20 protein-coding genes are annotated in these 17798 nt (G+C 47.6%); 12 read left to right on the plus strand and 8 right to left on the minus strand.

Translation table 11 applies throughout. From position 1 onward, the window contains the following. The first annotated feature begins 2 nt into the window (after window positions 1–2). The 6 genes from MHH48_RS16905 to MHH48_RS16930 all read left to right on the plus strand — a co-directional run bounded on the left by MHH48_RS16905 (window position 3) and on the right by MHH48_RS16930 (window position 4775). A complete protein-coding gene (locus tag MHH48_RS16905; protein ID WP_076323421.1) occupies window positions 3–977 on the plus strand; it encodes a zinc ABC transporter substrate-binding protein in 975 nt (324 codons plus the stop codon). Between the two features lies 1 nt (window position 978). Beyond that, complete coding sequence (locus tag MHH48_RS16910) at window positions 979–1707, plus strand: metal ABC transporter ATP-binding protein (protein WP_076323422.1); 729 nt, start codon at window positions 979–981, stop codon at window positions 1705–1707. Window positions 1708–1710: 3 nt separating this feature from the next. After that, on the plus strand, window positions 1711–2649 hold the full coding sequence (locus tag MHH48_RS16915) for a metal ABC transporter permease (protein ID WP_076323423.1): 939 nt from the start codon (window positions 1711–1713) through the stop codon (window positions 2647–2649). Next, a complete protein-coding gene (locus tag MHH48_RS16920) occupies window positions 2646–3548 on the plus strand; it encodes a metal ABC transporter permease (protein WP_076323424.1) in 903 nt (300 codons plus the stop codon). The genes MHH48_RS16915 and MHH48_RS16920 overlap by 4 nt, the downstream gene beginning before the upstream one ends. A gap of 133 nt (window positions 3549–3681) precedes the next feature. Next, window positions 3682–4209: a GNAT family protein gene (locus MHH48_RS16925; RefSeq protein ID WP_076323425.1), complete on the plus strand. Its 528-nt coding sequence runs from the start codon at window positions 3682–3684 to the stop codon at window positions 4207–4209. A 32-nt stretch (window positions 4210–4241) separates the two neighbouring features. Next, window positions 4242–4775 (plus strand): NUDIX hydrolase, encoded by a 534-nt coding sequence (locus MHH48_RS16930; protein ID WP_076323426.1) that lies wholly within the window; start codon window positions 4242–4244, stop codon window positions 4773–4775. Window positions 4776–5010: 235 nt separating this feature from the next. Here MHH48_RS16930 and MHH48_RS16935 read toward each other — a convergent pair whose 3' ends face one another. Both MHH48_RS16935 and MHH48_RS16940 read right to left on the minus strand, forming a co-directional pair. Beyond that, on the minus strand, window positions 5011–5724 hold the full coding sequence (locus MHH48_RS16935) for a hypothetical protein (protein ID WP_179090649.1): 714 nt from the start codon (window positions 5722–5724) through the stop codon (window positions 5011–5013). Then, a complete protein-coding gene (locus MHH48_RS16940; protein ID WP_144023467.1) occupies window positions 5696–5887 on the minus strand; it encodes a hypothetical protein in 192 nt (63 codons plus the stop codon). The genes MHH48_RS16935 and MHH48_RS16940 overlap by 29 nt, the downstream gene beginning before the upstream one ends. Before the next feature lie 234 nt (window positions 5888–6121). On the opposite strand from MHH48_RS16940, the gene MHH48_RS16945 reads away from it, so the two are divergent. Together MHH48_RS16945 and MHH48_RS16950 are read left to right on the plus strand one after the other, a co-directional pair. Beyond that, window positions 6122–6526, plus strand: coding sequence for a hypothetical protein (locus MHH48_RS16945; RefSeq protein ID WP_076323428.1), 405 nt, complete (start codon window positions 6122–6124; stop codon window positions 6524–6526). Between the two features lie 25 nt (window positions 6527–6551). Beyond that, entirely contained in the window at window positions 6552–6755 is a 204-nt protein-coding gene (locus MHH48_RS16950; RefSeq protein ID WP_076323429.1) for a hypothetical protein, read from the plus strand. On the opposite strand, the gene MHH48_RS16955 is transcribed toward MHH48_RS16950, so the two are convergent. Together MHH48_RS16955 and MHH48_RS16960 are read right to left on the minus strand one after the other, a co-directional pair. Further along, on the minus strand, window positions 6729–7247 hold the full coding sequence (locus MHH48_RS16955; RefSeq protein ID WP_076323430.1) for a glycosyltransferase family A protein: 519 nt from the start codon (window positions 7245–7247) through the stop codon (window positions 6729–6731). The genes MHH48_RS16950 and MHH48_RS16955 overlap by 27 nt on opposite strands. Before the next feature lie 47 nt (window positions 7248–7294). Continuing rightward, window positions 7295–8086, minus strand: coding sequence for a glycosyltransferase (locus tag MHH48_RS16960; protein WP_076323431.1), 792 nt, complete (start codon window positions 8084–8086; stop codon window positions 7295–7297). 208 nt (window positions 8087–8294) lie between these two features. On the opposite strand from MHH48_RS16960, the gene MHH48_RS16965 reads away from it, so the two are divergent. Both MHH48_RS16965 and MHH48_RS16970 read left to right on the plus strand, forming a co-directional pair. Next, a complete protein-coding gene (locus MHH48_RS16965; protein ID WP_076323432.1) occupies window positions 8295–10106 on the plus strand; it encodes a DUF3658 domain-containing protein in 1812 nt (603 codons plus the stop codon). 74 nt (window positions 10107–10180) lie between these two features. Next, complete coding sequence (locus MHH48_RS16970) at window positions 10181–11254, plus strand: acyl-CoA dehydrogenase (RefSeq protein ID WP_076323433.1); 1074 nt, start codon at window positions 10181–10183, stop codon at window positions 11252–11254. Between the two features lie 120 nt (window positions 11255–11374). Here the strand turns inward: MHH48_RS16970 and MHH48_RS16975 are convergent, their stop codons facing one another. The 4 genes from MHH48_RS16975 to MHH48_RS16990 all read right to left on the minus strand — a co-directional run bounded on the left by MHH48_RS16975 (window position 11375) and on the right by MHH48_RS16990 (window position 15081). Then, on the minus strand, window positions 11375–12427 hold the full coding sequence (locus MHH48_RS16975; RefSeq protein WP_306024471.1) for a Ger(x)C family spore germination protein: 1053 nt from the start codon (window positions 12425–12427) through the stop codon (window positions 11375–11377). Between the two features lie 65 nt (window positions 12428–12492). Further along, complete coding sequence (locus MHH48_RS16980; protein WP_256720593.1) at window positions 12493–13260, minus strand: GerAB/ArcD/ProY family transporter; 768 nt, start codon at window positions 13258–13260, stop codon at window positions 12493–12495. Continuing rightward, the gene (locus MHH48_RS16985) at window positions 13254–13568 is read right to left on the minus strand and encodes a GerAB/ArcD/ProY family transporter (RefSeq protein WP_256720594.1); all 315 of its coding nucleotides are present in this window, start codon (window positions 13566–13568) and stop codon (window positions 13254–13256) included. The genes MHH48_RS16980 and MHH48_RS16985 overlap by 7 nt, the downstream gene beginning before the upstream one ends. Window positions 13569–13575: 7 nt before the next feature. Continuing rightward, entirely contained in the window at window positions 13576–15081 is a 1506-nt protein-coding gene (locus MHH48_RS16990; protein ID WP_083659707.1) for a spore germination protein, read from the minus strand. A 161-nt stretch (window positions 15082–15242) separates the two neighbouring features. On the opposite strand from MHH48_RS16990, the gene MHH48_RS16995 reads away from it, so the two are divergent. Both MHH48_RS16995 and MHH48_RS17000 read left to right on the plus strand, forming a co-directional pair. Then, the gene (locus MHH48_RS16995) at window positions 15243–16025 is read left to right on the plus strand and encodes a DUF3889 domain-containing protein (protein WP_076323435.1); all 783 of its coding nucleotides are present in this window, start codon (window positions 15243–15245) and stop codon (window positions 16023–16025) included. A 172-nt stretch (window positions 16026–16197) separates the two neighbouring features. Further along, window positions 16198–17760 carry an ATP-binding protein gene (locus tag MHH48_RS17000; protein WP_076323436.1) on the plus strand — a complete coding sequence of 521 codons (1563 nt, stop codon included), beginning with the start codon at window positions 16198–16200 and terminating at the stop codon, window positions 17758–17760. Window positions 17761–17798 lie beyond the last annotated feature (38 nt).

A 17798-nucleotide genomic window follows, 5' to 3' on the forward strand; every position in this document is an offset into this window, starting at 1 on the left:
AGATGAAGAACAAGAGGACTAGTAGAAGCAGGATATTTATAGGGGCGGCCGCCATTCTGAGTTTGCTGCTGGTGTTATCCGCGTGCGCTTCGGGAGAAGTGAAGCAGGAAGGAGCAGCGGGTGAACAGGGAGATAAGAACATTCGCGTGGTTACAACCATTGGACAGATTGCGGAACCCATCTCCGTTATCGGGGGAGATCGGGTCGAGGTACTGAGCTTGATGGGGCCTGGCGTCGATCCGCATTTATATAATGCAACCCAAGGCGATATCAAGAAATTAGATAGCGGTGATGTTATTTTCTATAGCGGGCTTCATCTCGAAGGCAACATGACGGAAATATTCGAGCAGATTGGTAAGAACAAACCTGTACTGGCGATTGCGGATGCCATCCCGAAGGATCAATTGCTGCAGGATGATACGCAGGCCATCGATCCCCATGTGTGGTTTGACATCGATCTGTGGAAAGCGTCGCTCGATTCCGCGGTAGAGAAGCTGAAGTCGCTGTCCCCGGATGACGCCGATTATTTTGAAGAAAACAAGCAGAAGTATTTTGCCCAGTTGGATGAATTGAAAGCCGAGGCCAAGGATAAGTTGAGTCAGATTCCGGAAGAGCAGCGGGTCATGGTAACCGCTCATGATGCCTTTGGATATTTCGGCCGCTTGCATGGTCTGGAGGTAGTCGGACTACAAGGCTTGAGTACGGAGGATGAAATCGGCCTCTCGGATATTAACGGAACGATCGATATTCTGCTGCAGCACAAGGTGCCTGCCGTATTCGTCGAGAGCAGCGTCAATCCGGCTTCGATTAATGCCGTCATTGAAGGTGCTGCCAAGAAAGGGTTGGATTTAAAGCTCGGAGGAGAGCTCTTCTCCGATGCCATGGGCGAAGCGGGAACAACGGAAGGGACTTATATCGGAATGTATCGTCATAACGTTGAAACAATCTATCATGCATTAACAGGAAGTGGTGAATAAAATGTCTGTACTTCAAGTTCAAGACCTCAATGCATCCTATCGTAAAAACAAAGTGCTCCACCATGTCTCCTTTAAAGTGGAACAAGGCTCTTTAACCAGTATTGTCGGGCCGAATGGCGCCGGTAAATCAACGCTGTTAAAGGTCATGCTGGAGCTCCACCCCAAGCTGTCCGGTAATGTCTCATTTTTTGGATCAAGCTTAAGCAAAACCAAGACTCGTGTCGGTTATGTGCCGCAGCGCGGATCCGTGGACTGGGATTTCCCGACCGATGCGCTGGATGTTGTCATGATGGGTTTATATGGCCGGGTGGGCTGGTTGAAGCGACCGAACAAGAGCCATAAGGAAAAAGCGATGGCATCGCTGGATCAAATGGGCATGGCGGACTTTGCCGACCGGCAGATCAGCCAGCTCTCCGGTGGACAGCAGCAGCGCGTATTCCTCGCTAGGGCGCTTGTCCAGGATGCCGACCTCTATTTCATGGATGAGCCGTTAGCCGGAGTTGATGCGGCAACCGAGCGGGCTATTATGACCACGCTGAAGGATCTGAAAATGGCCGGTAAAACCGTAATGGTGGTCCATCATGATCTCCAGACGGTTGAGGATTATTTCGACCATGTGCTGCTCCTGAACCGTACGGTCATTGCGCATGGGAAGACAGAAGACGTATTCACGAAGGAACATGTATACCGCGCCTACGGCGGTTCGCTTCGCTGGATGAAGGAGGCGTAACGCATGCTGAATTCATTATTATCTCCAAACACGCAATGGGTGCTATTGAGCACGTTAATCCTGGGCATGGCAGCTGGCATGATTGGCTGTCTCGCCTATTGGAAGCGGCAAAGTTTGATGAGTGACGCGTTGTCTCATGCGGCTCTTCCCGGTGTGGTGGTAGCTTTTGCATTGACGGGAAGCAAGAATCTGCTGGTGATGATACTCGGGGCTGCTGCCAGCGCATTAATCGGGGCCTGGATGATCCAGTGGATCCGTACCTCCAGCCGCATTAAGGAAGATACGGCCATGGGCATGATTCTATCTGTATTTTTCGGATTGGGCATTATGCTGCTTACAATTGTGAACCGTACAGCGGGCGGGAATCAGAGCGGACTGGATAACTTTATTTTCGGCCAGGCTGCGTCCATGGTTCGTAAGGATGTTTTTACGATGCTCATCCTGGCAGCTTTAGTTATTCTGGTCGTCTCGATTGGCTTTAAGGAATGGAAGCTGTTTCTGTTTGATCCCGATTTTGCCCGGGGATTAGGGTTGAATAGCCGTCTGATGAATACCCTCTATATGGGGGTGCTCGTTCTTGTCATCGTCATTGGCATTCAGGCTGTCGGCGTCATTCTGATGGCGGCCATGCTAATCATACCTTCCGTCAGCGCAAGATATTGGACACAATCCTTCAAAATGATGGTCATTTTGTCGGCTATATTTGGAGGCGGCTCCGGGTTTGTTGGTACCCTGGTCAGCACAATGGGGAAAGGATGGCCTACAGGGCCGTTTATCGTTGTAGCCTCTTCTGTATTGTTCACGGTTTCCCTGATCTTCGGTGCTGAGAAGGGGTTGCTGATCCAGGCACTGCAGCTCCGCTCTCAGAAAAAAGAACATATGGACTCCCATAACCAACCTGTTTTAAGTCCCCGGCTGTCCGAAAGGGGGGGCAATCAATGACCTACACAGGATGGATATTGCTTACGGCCTCTCTCGTCGGATTGTCTTGTGGTATCGTTGGCGTGTTCCTGATATTGCGCAGAATGGCGATGATGGCTGATGCTATCAGTCATACTGTGCTGCTTGGGATCGTAACGGCGTTTATCGTCACTAGAGAACTAAGCGGACCTCATATGCTGATCGGTGCGATTATTGCCGGATTGCTGACAGCGGTCCTCGTTCAATGGTTCCATTCCAGGGGCGTTCAGCAGGATGCATCCATCGGTGTTGTATTTACAACCTTGTTTGCGATTGGCGTTATCCTGATTGCAACTCAGGTTGGCAATGCGCATCTGGATACCAAGCATGCCCTCATGGGCGAGATTACGTTTGTGCCTTGGGAATTAATGCACGTTCCTCTGTTAGGGGAGGTGCCAAAGGCTACCTTTATGCTGGCAGCCGTGCTCCTCGTCGTACTTATTGTCATCCTGGCTTTCTACAAGGAATGGAAGATTACGTCCTTTGATCCGGCGTTGGCGGCCAGTATTGGCATTCCTGTCGTACTCTTGCACTATGTATTTATGTCGCTGGTCTCCATCACGACGGTTGCATCGTTTGATGCCGTGGGAGCGATCATGGTGGTGGCTATGCTTATAACACCAGCCGCCGCAGCCTATCTATGGACGGATAAACTCTCCATCATGCTGGTGTTAAGCGGAGCATTCGGCGTCATTTCTGCATTCATGGGTTACTATGTCGCGTTATGGCTGGACACCTCCATCTCAGGATCTATGGCGTTTGCCACCGGAATCGTATTTATTATCAGCTTCCTGTTCTCTCCGAGACATGGCGTGCTTTCCCGTTATCTTCATAAATTTAATACGCACGGCAGCGAAGAGAAACTGGACGGTGTATCCTAAAAAATGATGCTGTATGAAGTTTGGGCGATTAGATGCCTAGGCTTCTTTTTTTCTTCCAACACTCTTAGAGCATGGTATAATCAGGAAAAAAATCCGAGTTATGATGAAGGTTATTTCAAAGGAGTGAGTACATATGCATATGGAGTCAGCAAGACTGGTGATACGGGATTTTCAGGAGGAGGATTTTGCTAGTATTCATGCTTACGCCTCGGACCCATTAGTGGCCGAGTATACGATGTGGGGACCGAATACGGAAGAGGATACTTTAGCTTACTTAACGGAAATCCGCCAAATGCAAGAGCAGAGTCCCCGTGACAGCTATGAACTGGCGATCGTGCTGAAAGATAGCGGCCATTTAATCGGGGGTGTGGGTCTTCACCGATCGAAGACGAACGCAGAGCTTGGGTACTGCTTGAATTCCGCCTATTGGCGACAGGGTTATGCTACGGAAGCTGCTAGCGTCATGTGCCGTTTTGGTTTTAAGGAGCTGGGAGTTCATCGGATCTACGCCACCTGCAGGCCGGGAAACATCGGGTCAGCAGCGGTTATGCGTCATATCGGAATGAAGCAGGAAGGGCATCTTCGGCAGCACCTATGGTTTAAAGGGGCTTACCATGATTCCTATTTATTCTCCATCCTCAAAGATGAATTCGAGGTCTAAAATCTATCATATTGTTAAGGAGCTCCTGCTACATGGATAATACCGAATTGTTGATCCGTCATAACGGAATTTCGATTTACGAGGAAGCGTCAGGTAAAGTGTATTATACCAAAGAGAATCATGTGTCCGTTGTTATTCTGGCTAAGGATGGCGATCAGCTGCTGCTAATCCGTCAATATCGCGCCGCCGTGGATGACTACGTCATTCAGTTACCCGGCGGTGGCGTATTCGAGGAGGAGGACCTGGAATCGGCAGCACGCCGAGAGATGCTGGAAGAAACGGGCTGCACATGCGGCAAACTTCATTATCTCGGCAAGCTGTATCCGGCGTCCTGGAGATGCAACGAAATCGCCCATGTTTATTATACCGATGAGGTGATAAGTCAAGCAGATCAACAGCTCGAGGGATACGAGCGCATTGACGTAGTAAGAATGAGCGTAACGGAATGCCTGCACCGGATTAAGGAGAACGAGCTGCAGGACTCCGAGCTGGTCTTTGCGATGATGCAAGGTTTGCTCAAGGGTTTCATTCAGCAATATAAGCATATCGTGGATAAAAGAGTATAGATTCAACACACGAAGAGTCGCGCCGATACAGAACTTATCTGTAAGGTGCGGCTCATTTTATGCGTGAAATATGGACCAATTACGGCTTCTCTCCTAGCAATAATACGTTACTCAGTTCCTCGATCCCCGAGATGTCACAGCCGAAAGTGTGTCCAATGAGAACAAACGTCCAATCTGGCCGACTTCTGGCGAGTGACTCCATGAGCTGAATGTCAAACCAGTCAGATATAGCTCCTTAGTAACCAATTATCGGCTGATGAATGGACTCAAGCTCCGGCAGTACCTCTTCAGGTTGCTTCCAGAAGCGAGCGGTATCTGCTGCATTGCGGATAAGTACAGTAGAAGGATTGTATGGGGCAGCCCAGTCGTATAGATGCTGAGAGGTTGTTACCACGAGCTCCGCTTCCCGCAGCAGCTGTTCTTCAAGCAGGAGCATCGTTTTGTCGTTTGTTGAGAAGCCGGCATGATGGTCCATGCAGTCGTAGACGATATGATGCTGATCCATAGCGATTACGAGTGGAGTCCAGAATGGAAGATCCACAATGGAGACCAGTTGGGATAGCCCGAATTTATCCCTTACATGCTCAACCGACCACTTTAAATATTGGATATCCCAATCATCCATTTGATCCTGGTACAAATTCAATGGCTGCTTGGCGCATAAGGTGACCAGCCATATATTACGATCAATATTTTTAACCTTAACCTGACGGTTGATTTCTTCTCTTGTCGCTTCTTCTTTTCCTAATCCAATAATCTCCGGATTTACGTAGAACACTCGGTGCCCCTGCTGAGCAAATTGCTCTGACATCTGCTGGGGGCGCTGCCATCGGAACTGCCAATCAATGACGGGAAACCGAATGATATCGTATAACGGCATCGTTCCGGGCCCAGGCTCCTCGTCAGCGGGCATCCATACGTCAACGGACTGGACAGGAACCTGCTTCATTTGTTGTGTGGATCGCGAGGAGGTCAATGGCAATGTGACAACGGGAGTTGGAGGGGGAGCGGATCGCTTCCTCCTTCAGGGCTAGCTGGCGCTGTTTCCAATGATGCACGGCCGAGCGATGGGTTGAAGATTTGCGGCGGCGGTAAGACTTGATTTTATTCAAGGTTAGCCTCCTCTCTAGTGCAAGGGTCTATTTAACAAAATATGTATCATTCCAAATATCTGTATGGGTAGACCAGATGAGGCGGAAATACCCGAAATGATTGGAGGGCGTACCACTGATGACTGGCTTTCGGTGATAAGGAAATTAGGCCATTTCCTTATCTTTGACGTTACGAGTTGCTACTGTCCCGGCATTCACATAAGGTACCAATGACTATACAAAGGAGGGGCACTTGTGGGGAGATATTGGAACAGGAGTCTTGATGGGGGATGCAAAGAAATTACAGTACGAAAAAAGAAAAAGCGTAAAAAAACCTCACATTCGGTGTGGAGTAAATTTTTATCTCTGCGTCGAAAGCTCATTCGCAGTATTGCAGGAATCCGATTGCAGATTGTTCGATTGAATGAACGGATCCATGCGCTTCAAGAGCAGGTGAACGGTTTACAAGGTGGAGCAAGTCCAGGCAGCAGTGTCTCTGCTTTTTTAAGAGGAAGACTGAACAGCCGAATTACAGTGGAAACAACGGCAGGTACCATATTCGGGACGCTGATCGCGATTGGAGAAGATTATGTACAGATTGCAGAGCCGAACGGCAGTATCGTCATAATCCCGCTCCGCAGCTTCTTATCTATCGCTTGATAAAAGATGGGAGGAATTAGATAGTATGGACTTTTCAGAAATTCTGGCTGCATTCGTGGGCAGAACGGTAGAAGTTGTACAGGTGAATCAATTTCTGCAAGGTCAGTTACGATCCTCAGTAGACGGGTTAATTACAGTGGAAGTGGTAAGCTCGAATTATATTCCTACCTCTCAAGTAGTCACTGTACTTAATGAAAGCATTTCATTCGTACGCATTCTGCCTCTCTGAATGATGGTCATGTTTCCATGTTTCAGACTCGCCTATAATGGAATTTTTCCATTCCAAGTATTGGTGGGGATGCCGATGCGTCAAGCTGGACGTTCTTAATCTTCGGTGGTACAGCGCCTCTGACACATGATAAAGCTTGTGTGTATTGGATAGCTTCATTAATTGTCCGATATCCTCATACAGTCTCCCTTCAAAGAGAGTATGATGATCCCAGCCATCAACCTGCTTAAGTATAGAGACATTGAACATGCGCGGAGCGACGGCAGGGGCATTTTGCAGCAGCACATAGGGAGACAAGGAAGAGGGGGCAACTTTAACTCCTTGATACACCAGCTGTTTATTCGCAAGTTCCAGCCATTCCATATGATTAGCATACACGACGGCAGTATTCTGTTGGCCACCAGCCTCCCTCATGAGGATCTCCAGCGCATCGGGTGCCAGCCAATCATCGGCATCCAGCTCCAATAACCAGGGAGCTTTCGCTAGGTTCAATATTCTGTTCAGAGCTCGTGATTTGCCTGTATTATCTTCTTGTCGAATCAGCTAATGCGATTATCCTGAGGCACCCTCATCAGATAATGTGCAGTCTCTGCATCGGTTGATCCGTCATCAAGAATCACAAGCTCCCATCCCCCGAAGGTCTGCGCTAATACGGACCGCACAGCCCAGGGAAGATATGAGCCATCATTATAGGTGCACAAAGCAATGGTAACCAGAGGAGGACATGAGACCACTGGTGGCTGTGATTGTTCTTGGGATCCAGCTTGGAGAAGAGGTAATACGGCTTGCCATTCCTCTGTTTCTTTCATCCAGGCGGGAGCCGCGCGTTGATGGTATAAGATTCCGGCGGAATCAACTTCCATCCATTCATATCGCGTGGACAACTCGAATTGTTTATCGTTCAATACGTATTTCTGAAATGGCAGCTGCTCTCTGGTTCTAAAGCCCGGTGTTCGTCCGCTCATGACAGTCTTCGTGAGCCATAACAGCGGTCCACGGGGAATGCGCAAGAATGGGACGTGTCTGTTCTTGGAGGGAGCCAACTGATCCGTAATCGAAACCGGATTTATGATATATTCGGCTGAGTGGTCGCTGCAGGTCCTCAGCCATTGTTCAATCTCCACCTTGGCATGAGGCTGGACAGAATCTCCCGCATAAAGCGTCATGAACCACGGGCCAAACTCACGGGCAAGTGTTTCATTTAGGATCGCTGCGGTCACTTCTTCGCTAGGGATTATTACGTGACGGGCGTCGGAGAAAACGTTTTGAACCGATGCTGCAATATTCTCGTTTAAATGGGGATTTAAACCTGGAAAAATAAACACCAGCATAACCGTTCAGTTCCTTTCTGTATCCTTATCTTAGCTGTTACCAAGCGGAATCTAAATGGAATTAACCCAATCCTGGTTATCGTATGCCCACATGCGCATGGGGGATACAACTGGCCAATAACATACTCTAAGTTGCGACACTCTGGTAAATCGGGAATAATAGAGCCTAGAAGCAAAGCCGAATCTGGGATGGGGGAAATTGAATCAGATGAAATCGACTTATAGTCAAATTATTCAGCAAGCTCAAGGATTTGCACGCTCCGTGCACGATCGGGATGCAAGCGGTCATGATTGGTGGCATGTGCAGCGTGTCACCCGCATCGCCCGACTCTTGGCGTATCTTGAAGGCGCGAATCCATACATATGTGAACTGTCAGCCTATCTCCATGACGTAGCTGACGAGAAGTTGAACGAATCGAAGGAAGCGGGTTACGAGCGGGTTCGGCTTTGGCTGATGCAAGCCGGTGTAGAAGCTTCGGATCAGGAGCTCGTGTTGGAGATTATCAGCACGATGTCTTTCTCTGGCGGCACGGGGAACGCCATGCGTACATTGGAAGGGCAAATTGTACAGGATGCAGACCGTCTGGATGCGATTGGCGCAATCGGTATTGCCCGTACATTTGCTTATTCCGGATGGAAGGGACAAAGCATGTATGATCCATTCATTCCTCTTCGGAAGCAAATGACACCAGAGGAATATCGAAAAGGCAAAAGCACGGCCATTAACCATTTCTATGAAAAGCTTCTGAAGCTAAAGGACAAGATGAATACGGAATCGGCAAGACTGCTGGCAGATGGCAAGCATCAGAGTCTCGAGCTCTTTCTCCAGTTCTTCGATAAAGAGTGGGCGATGGGGAATGAAGCTTATCTGAACGAATCCCCGATTCATCGCGGAAATGTATCGCGTGTCCATATTACCTTCGATGATTCAACGGCGGGGTCGTTAAGGATGATGCTGCGCTCGACACCGGGGGAAATCGTAGTTACATTGGGCGATGATCTTATGGTTGGGCCGCTCCCAGAGGACGATGATTACTCCCATTGGTTCTCTACCCGAAATGAGTGGTTTCAGGAACGATATAGCATTGCGCATATGGATGACAGGAAATTAACGATGTTGCAAGCCGTCTTCGCTTGGCTGACCTGGCCCCGGCAGCTGAGGGAAGTGCCGTGCATGATATGGGCAGGAGATTCTGCCTCGGAACAACTAGGCTTACGCAGGTTGTTGTCTTTGATACCAGATCATCCTGATGTCATATTAGTGAATGCGACAAGTATTCTTCACAAGCAGAACCCGAACATTTGGTATCGGGGGACGTTTGAGTTGGCTTTGGATAAACTTCAAATGGTGCTGGAAACAGTCGAGCATGTTCCATTGTCGCCGCAACATCAGGCTGGCTATCGTGCGGATTGGCAGCGTCTTGTAAACGATGATGGGTTCCTGCGCGTGCTTCAAGGCGAAGAGCTACGCACCGTTCCTGAATCTTGCTATGATGCAGATATACTGCAAGCCGCTTATCGTCTTGAGGCTAGACATGGGTTCTTCAAGAAATCAGCCCGCATTATTGGTGAGGTGATCGGAATGGGTGAATTAACCGTTTCCGACTCTTTTATCGAGTATCGGGTTCGTCATCTGATTCAGGAAGGTGCTTTAACCTATAACGGCGAGCTGACAGCGATGCGAAACTACTGCATCTCCCTTGTAGATGCATCGACTCCCGAGGAGCGGTGGACCCATGCACAGCGCCTGGCCAAGGTCGTGAAGCTGAAGTCGCTGATGAGTGAGATGATGGAGATCCATTTTGCAGAAAGAAGTCTCATGGAAGAAATACGTCAGCTGGATGCAGTGGGTCTGGGTTTATCGGTATCCTCCGATCTGGAAGCTTTTACGAGCAGCATGCAATCTCAAATCGATAGCCTATTGAGCACGTATCAACAGCATCAAGAACAACGCGTGTCTTTCTTGGGTTCTCTGGAGAAGGTGTTAACTCAGATCGATGAAAGGGCACCGAAAGAATAAATTAAGCACATTCGTATAATGTTGGAAACTTAATATTATTAGACAGAGAAAAGATAGTGGAAAGCGGTGGAGTTATGTTATTTACGGATCAGCAGATTCAAACCATAAGAGAACAAGCGCTTGGGATGGACAAGCATCGACAAGTAACGCCCGAAGTGCTGGCAGCTATATACGATCATCGTTTATTTCATTTGTTTGTGCCCGATGAGCTTGAAGGACGAATGACCTCTCTGCCGGAGGCTGCACGCATTTTTCAGGAGAGTGCCAGGATCGACGGTAACCTGGGATGGCTGGTTACAATTGGAGCAGGTGGAGGATTCTTCGCGGCACTGATGAGCCAGGTAGTGAGCCGCCGCGTATTCGCGCATCGAGAAGCGGTGATTGCGGGCAGCGGGATGCCGACAGCTACGGCAAGGCAGGTGGACGGAGGATATATTGTGAACGGCAGCTGGAAGTATTGCAGCGGCTCTACCTATGCAACGACCTTTACAGCCAATGCGGTTATCGAACCAGATTCTACGATACAAGATGCAGCTGACGTACCGACTGCGGATCAGGACGAGCCTCATATTCGATCCTTTATCCTGAATCCTGATCAAATCGAGATTCTGGAGGATTGGAATGCCTTCGGACTGCGGGCAACGGCGAGTCATACGATATCCGCTGTGGATGCGTTCGTGCCGGTGGAGATGACGTTCTCCCTTACAGAAACCCAAGGGTATGAGAACGAAACAATCTATCAATATCCCTTCCTTCCGTTTGCCCAAGTATCTTTTGCTGGAGTCGCCGTTGGCATCGCCGAGCATTTCCTTGAAGCAGCAGAATCACTTGCGGCACAGAAAGGGAGCTCTTCTCATGTGATCGGCAAGCTGGAGGAGCGTAAAGCAATGTTGGAGCAATCCGTTTCGGATTTTTATGAGACGGTGGAGGGCTCATGGGAGGAGCTGCTGAGTAACGGTGGATTATCGAATGCAACAGAAGCAGAGGTAACCACCCGAAGCGTAGCAGCAGCCCAAACAGCATTATCCTGCGGCCAGCAGGTGTTCCCGCTGTTGGGTTTATCCGCTGCGATGGAAGACACCGAAATCAATCGCTGCTGGAGGGATCTTCAAACGGCATGCTCGCATGCGCTGCTAAGAAACTTCTGATTGAGAAGTAAACCATGGAGATTATCACCTATATATAAGAAAAACCATGAGCCGTATACCAAGCAGCTCATGGTTTTTACGTTTCGGCTTAGCTAGAGATGTCTTCATTCGCTTCCCATATTATCGAAACTTGCCGTAATCTTTAATATGCACTTCAATCGAGCATTCCACCGGCAGCTTTTGAAGCTCTTGTCGCCAGTTCATCTTTTTCCACTGCTCATAGCCGGCCCGATTACGGACAAACCTACCGATTCCAAGGTTGTCTACCTGATGTTGTTTCATGAGCTTGATGATGTTATCGCCCTTTTTTGAAATATATTGACTGATTCGCTGCTCTAGCTCATGCCGCTGCCGATCGTTGCTTAACCTAGCATCGCCGATGTATTCCAGAACAGTACCGGAAACTTTGACATAATACGTCACTTTGTCAATGCCTTGAGCCCCGCGGGTGACTTTGGCTTTACGTGAGCTGATTAATGAACTGAACATGATGTTTTCCTTCTTGCCGTTAATCTCTGTCAGATCAATATTAATTTGGCCATCTCTGAATTTGTCCTTCAAAAAAGCGAAGACCAATGCGTCCTGAGGTTCGATCCTCGCAACATATCGATCATCTCTAAATAATGCGATTCCATTCGTTGTAATGAAATTATCTCCATGCTTCTTAAGAATCGGAGCAACCGGATCTACACCCTGATCGAAAAAGTCCCTGGCAAAGTCGAATAATGTTACCTTTGGAATGGCCTGGCCCAGCGATTCTTTTTCAAGCAGCATTTCGATATATCGACCTGTTCGCGGATGGTTCTTATAATCATCGATCAACAGTTCGCCTGCATTACCATCAACGACACCCACTTTTACCTGTGATGAAATGGAGGGATCCCTGAACAAGGTGTCCAGATGTCCGTGCAGTCCATTCTCCGCCAGTGAAAGACCGAACAGCACGTTGCGGATTTGCCCGCTTACCAGCAGCATGCCCGTTCTCCGGGACATGATCATTTTCGCCTCTTTGCTGCTTGCGGCGTTCGCCGTTAATACCTCCCGTTTAGAGGTGGCTTCCGGGTCTGCCTGCGGGATGGAAACGGAGATGGCTAACTTGCCATCCGGCAGTAAATCATAACTGGTTGTCTGGATGAAACCCACCCAGATCTTCCAGAATGCGTTGATCTCCACAGCCTGATATAAGGAATATACATAGCAGGAGGAGCAGGCAAGTACATTTTTTTAACATGATCACATCACGCTGCCTTTTTTCGACGCTGCCATAGCAGCAGAATGATTAAAACTAAGGGCATTATGTAGGCGAATCCGATCTGAATATACCCCAGAAACAAAATCCACTCCCGTATTCTATTTAAAACCGTTGGAATGTAGGAGATGAGCAAGGCGACCAAAATAATAAAAAAATAGTGGACGTTGAGTTTGATCTTCGGAAAGACTCTTTGGGTACTCTCACCGGCTGCCCAGAAATAGAGGACGAGCGTGATGAGGGTTGTGAACAAGAAAAAGCCATAGAAGAGATTCTCGACACGCTCAATAAACGGAAGTTTGATGTAAGCCAGCAAATCCAGTAACGGAAACAGCATGACCTTAAGCATATCGCTGCCAATGACTCCAAATGACACAAAGCCCAGAATAACGTAGGATATCGTACGTACAAGATGACCATAGATAACCGCTCTGAACAATTTGGTCTTCTTATCGGTATACGGAAACAATAATAAACACAGCTCATAACCCATAAATGCCAAATAAATATGGAAAAAACCTTGCGTCATGTTGTAGCTGTCTTTAAAAAGATAGGGGGTCAATCTTTCGACCCTGAATTCCCCCAGGTAGTACAACAGAAGGAGATTCATCCAGATAGTGCACCAGAAGAATACGGTCGAAGCCTTGGAAATGTTATAGAGCCCTTTGGTCAGCAGCATAAAAGCTAGAACATCGATCGCAATCTTGAACACCATCGGGTCGGTGGTCGGGAACGCGAACATCTGAAAAATCAGCACATATGCTTGCCTACGAGACAGCCGATAAGCGCCCATACCAAGCTGATGGCCAGATAGAAGGGGCTCAAAATGAACTTGGGAATGCTTTTTTCTAATATTTCGTAGATGGACTGTCCATTGCTCAGCCGGTACACCCCATACATCATGTAAATATTCAGACAGATTAGAATGGCTATGGGGATCACGATAAGCCAGCCGTTTGTTCCGAAATACTGGGCCTCGATCTGCGTGATACTGAATACGTATACACCCGTTTGGATCATGTAGATGAGGATCGCGGAATGAAATTGGGATAGTTTTTCTTTCAACTTGTCCTCACCTCTTCATTTTTAACTTCACTTTGTTTCTGGCTTTGACTTGGGTCGGCCGTTTGGCCAATGTGGAAAAAGGCAGTCTCAGAAACACGTCTTTCCAATCATAAGGCTCAAATGGAGCTACCGGCGATAAATAGGAGGCGCCGATACTTGTCAATCCGCTCAGGTGAATGACGATAAATGCGAGTCCAATGGCCAATCCCAGATTGCCCCAAAACCCTGCCAGGATAATAAGTCCGAAACGGAACAGGCGAAAGGATGCACTCATCACATAGTTGGGAATAACAAAGGAGGCAATCGCCGAAGAGGCGACCGCAATGATTAGAATGTTACTTGTTAATCCTGCTTGCACAGCAGCTTGTCCTATAACGATGCCGCCTACGATACCAATGGTTTGCCCGATCTTGGTTGGCAGTCTAGCCCCGGCCTCCCGCAGCAGCTCAATGGTTGTCTCCATCAGCAGTGCTTCAAAAATGGGGGGAAAAGGCACTCTGCTTCTGGACTCCGTTAGTGTCAGCAGTAAATTCTGTGGAATCATTTCATAGTGAAAGGAGGTCACCGATACGTAAAGGGCTGTCAACGTCACCGTAATCAGGAGCGCTGCAAACCTCAAGAACAAGGATGCCGTGCCTATGCTCCACCGTTGGTAATAATCATCGGAGGATGAGAAGAATTCAAAAAAGTTGACCGGGGCGCTGAAGGCAGTGGGGCTCCCGTCCATAATTCCCACGATACGACCCGAAACCAGCTTCGATGCGATCGTATCCGGCCGCTCGGTGGTCAGAAATTGTGCAAAGATCGAATACGGATCATCATCAATGCACTGAATCAGCATATTCGCATCATGGATAGCATCGATTTCGATATCCTTAATTCGCTTTATCACTTCTTTTACGTAGTTCTCATTTGCGATGTCTTGGATGTAAAGAACATAGACATCAGATTTGGTCACTTCACCAACGGACAATTTAATGACTTTGAGATGAGAACTCTGAACTCGCTTCCGGATCAACGACAGATTTGTATAAGCTTGTTCGGTAAAAGCCTCGTGCGGCCCGATAATGATGGATTCCGTTTCGGACTCAGCAACCGTACGTGATATTGGGAAAATAACATCGATCAGGTATGCTTTGTCCTCATAAAAGAATAGAGCCATGCCGTCAAGAATGCTCTCCACGCATTTTTTAGTATCCGTCACATGCTCATACTGGGATTGCTGCGTCAACGGTTCTAGCGGTGTATCGGAATTCAAGAGCGGAGGGAGCAGATCACGCTCCAGTCGATCCTCATTGACTAAATGACTGAAATACAGTACATGCAAACGTTCATTATGATAGGTTTTATGGACAAAATCGGCGGCATGATCAAATTGGTCGATGATATGGTGCAGCGTCAGCCTATCATCTTCCTGGGGGTTAGGATCTTGCTGATTTTCGTGAGTTTGGCTTTCTTCTGAATGCTCATGGCTAACCAGAAAGATGGATTTTAATTTCTGTTTCATCCCCACGCCTTTTCACCTCGGATTCCTGCATAGTCTGTCACAGTGTGTGTACTTTGCGCTGGATTTATCCAACGAATCCCATGTCGAATGAAGAAGAATGTAAGCGGGGATCTTAGGCTTGACATACGAACGCTAGATCATCTAGAGGTGTAACGAGGAGGTTTAATATGCTGGGCAGCATCGTTTTAGTCGGTGTTTTATCGCTTGGGATAAGTCCTGGTAATGATCAAGGGATAAAAGAATCTCCGAAAAATCAGTTTCAGCAAGCCATATTTGAATCCGGCGGTGAGCTTGTAGAGGAAGCTTTAAGGGCCTGTGAGAAACATTTCGGTACAGCCATCTTCTTGCCACCTCAATTGCCGTCCGTAGCTTTCACGCATCAGTATGGCCGCTGTTATGACATGGAAGGCGGATTGGACGAGCATCTGGAGGTTCATTATTGGAACCGATATAAACCTGAACATGACTACAAGATCGAGTTATATCCGCTGGAGAATAAACAGCAGCTGAAACATCTATCATTTGAAGAATCGGAGCTGGCAGATCATACGACTGCAAAGTTTTACAAGGGACCGATCAATACGTTTCAACTGTTAGTATTCGAAAAGGGGAACTGGCAATACCTTTTAACTGCTGCAAATCGCGCTTCGTCGAAAATCAGTCAGCAGGAATTGACAGAAATTGCAGAGTCCCTGACCCAAGCCATGAACAGTAAGGACCCTGTTTACGCCATGTGGGGAACGCTCGCCGTGACGGAAACGAAGCGTAAATACAATATGGATGTCGTCGACTACCTCTATATGGGAAGAACCACGATATCCAATGAGATGGCGGAGGAGAAATTTAAGCTATGGCTTAAGAAAGGCGCTCGTGAATTCGGCGTATACGTAACCGTTGCGTTTCATCCGACAACCCATCAGTTCATATCGATTCGATACGAGGAATTCTAGCTGGTTAGCAGGCACAAACACGATTTTCAGAAAGAGATTCACGTTTGCTGTTTTTGAAAGTGGTGTTTTCCTGCTGTTCAGACGCTTATATATGGTGTACCATATTTGGTGAAACTTGCCTCCGTGATTTCTACATTTTGCGCCAGTAATAGTGATTTAGGAGTGATTCGCTTTGTCGTTTATAGTACTTAAGCTCCTATTTGTTCCCTTGATATCGGTTTTTATCATGGTGTCGTCGGTTTATCTAGGATATCAAACGTCAATCCCTTTGATGCTGCTCACGGCATCGTTACTGTATGCATCCGTCATTTTTGATCGAAGGTTCGAATGGCTTCGCAATATTCAATTTCTCTTTCTCGGGGCGTTTCATTATGTCAGCCAATTGAATTGGTGTATCTTGCTGTATTACATACTAATCATCAATCTAATTCATAAAAAGGAGCGTTTCATAGAAACGATGCCGCTGTGCCTCCTTATGGTACTTCAATATTCTATCATTCGTCTGACTTACATGCCTTTTACAAAGTACAATATTCTGGTTTCGGTGTTTGATTGCTTAGCATCCTTTGTCGTCGTGATATCCTTTCATTTTGTTAATTTTCTCGAATCGGAAAAGAAGAAATTATATAAGCAAAACGATTACCTGACCTATCACGATCCCTTGACGGGACTTCTGAATTATGATGGGTATTTGCATAAAGTTCAGCATCTCATTGAGGTGAACAAGCCCTTTCAGCTGGTGTTACTGGACATCAACAATTTCAAATCGTTAAATGCCAAGGACATCTCCACAGCCAATGAAATTCTGATCAGTTTCTCACGGGCAGTGCGCAAACTGTTCCGAAACGATATGGTGGCAGCCTCCCGATATGCGGGAGACCGCTTTGCCATACTGCTGCCCGAGCACGTCAACATCGACAGCAGCATGTTCAAATTTGAAAATATCGGCGTACAGGTGACCTATAGCATCACTTGTTACCCGCATGAAGCCTTAACTTATCAAGAGATGATCAGCACGGCAGAAGACCGGATATTTCAAATGCGTCGCAATTCCTGGTTGAGAAGTCAGGAGGAAATGATCCGGACAGAAAAGATGAAGATGGTGGGGGAACTGGCTGCCGGGATGGCCCATGAGATTCGGAATCCTCTTACCTCCATTAAAGGGTTTATTCAACTCTCCAAAAATCAAAGTTATAACATTCAGCCCTGGTATGAAGTCATTATGGGGGAGATTACGCGGGTAGGGGAGCTGACGGCAGAATTTCTGCACTTCTCCAAGCCCCATGCAAGCAATATGAGGGTAGAATCCCTTACGGACTGTATGACTCGAGTCTATTCGTTGTGTGAATCCGAAGCCGCTTCGCATGGACATTTATTTATGCTGGATGTAAGCGATGAACCGATTCAGATCGTCATGGACCGTGATAAGATCATCCAGGTGCTGATTAACCTGATCCGTAATTCCTTTCAAGCGATGGAGCACACCGGCTCCGTCCGAATCTCGCTCAGAGCGGAAGAACGAATGGCTGTCGTGGAAATTGAGGATACCGGAAAAGGCATTGCCGATGAAAATCTAGCCAAGATATTTGATCCGTTCTATACAACCAAAGAAGAAGGGACTGGCCTTGGGCTGTCCCTGTGTCAAAAAATTGTAGAGGACCATGGGGGCAGAATAACGGTGCACAGTGAGCTAGGGATTGGTACGTCGTTTACCCTGCGGATTCCACTCGCTTAGAAAAAATGGATGGCAATCTACCGAAATATATCCTATGA

Source organism: Paenibacillus sp. FSL F4-0100, from assembly GCF_037993005.1.
Lineage (GTDB): Bacteria > Bacillota > Bacilli > Paenibacillales > Paenibacillaceae > Paenibacillus_AQ.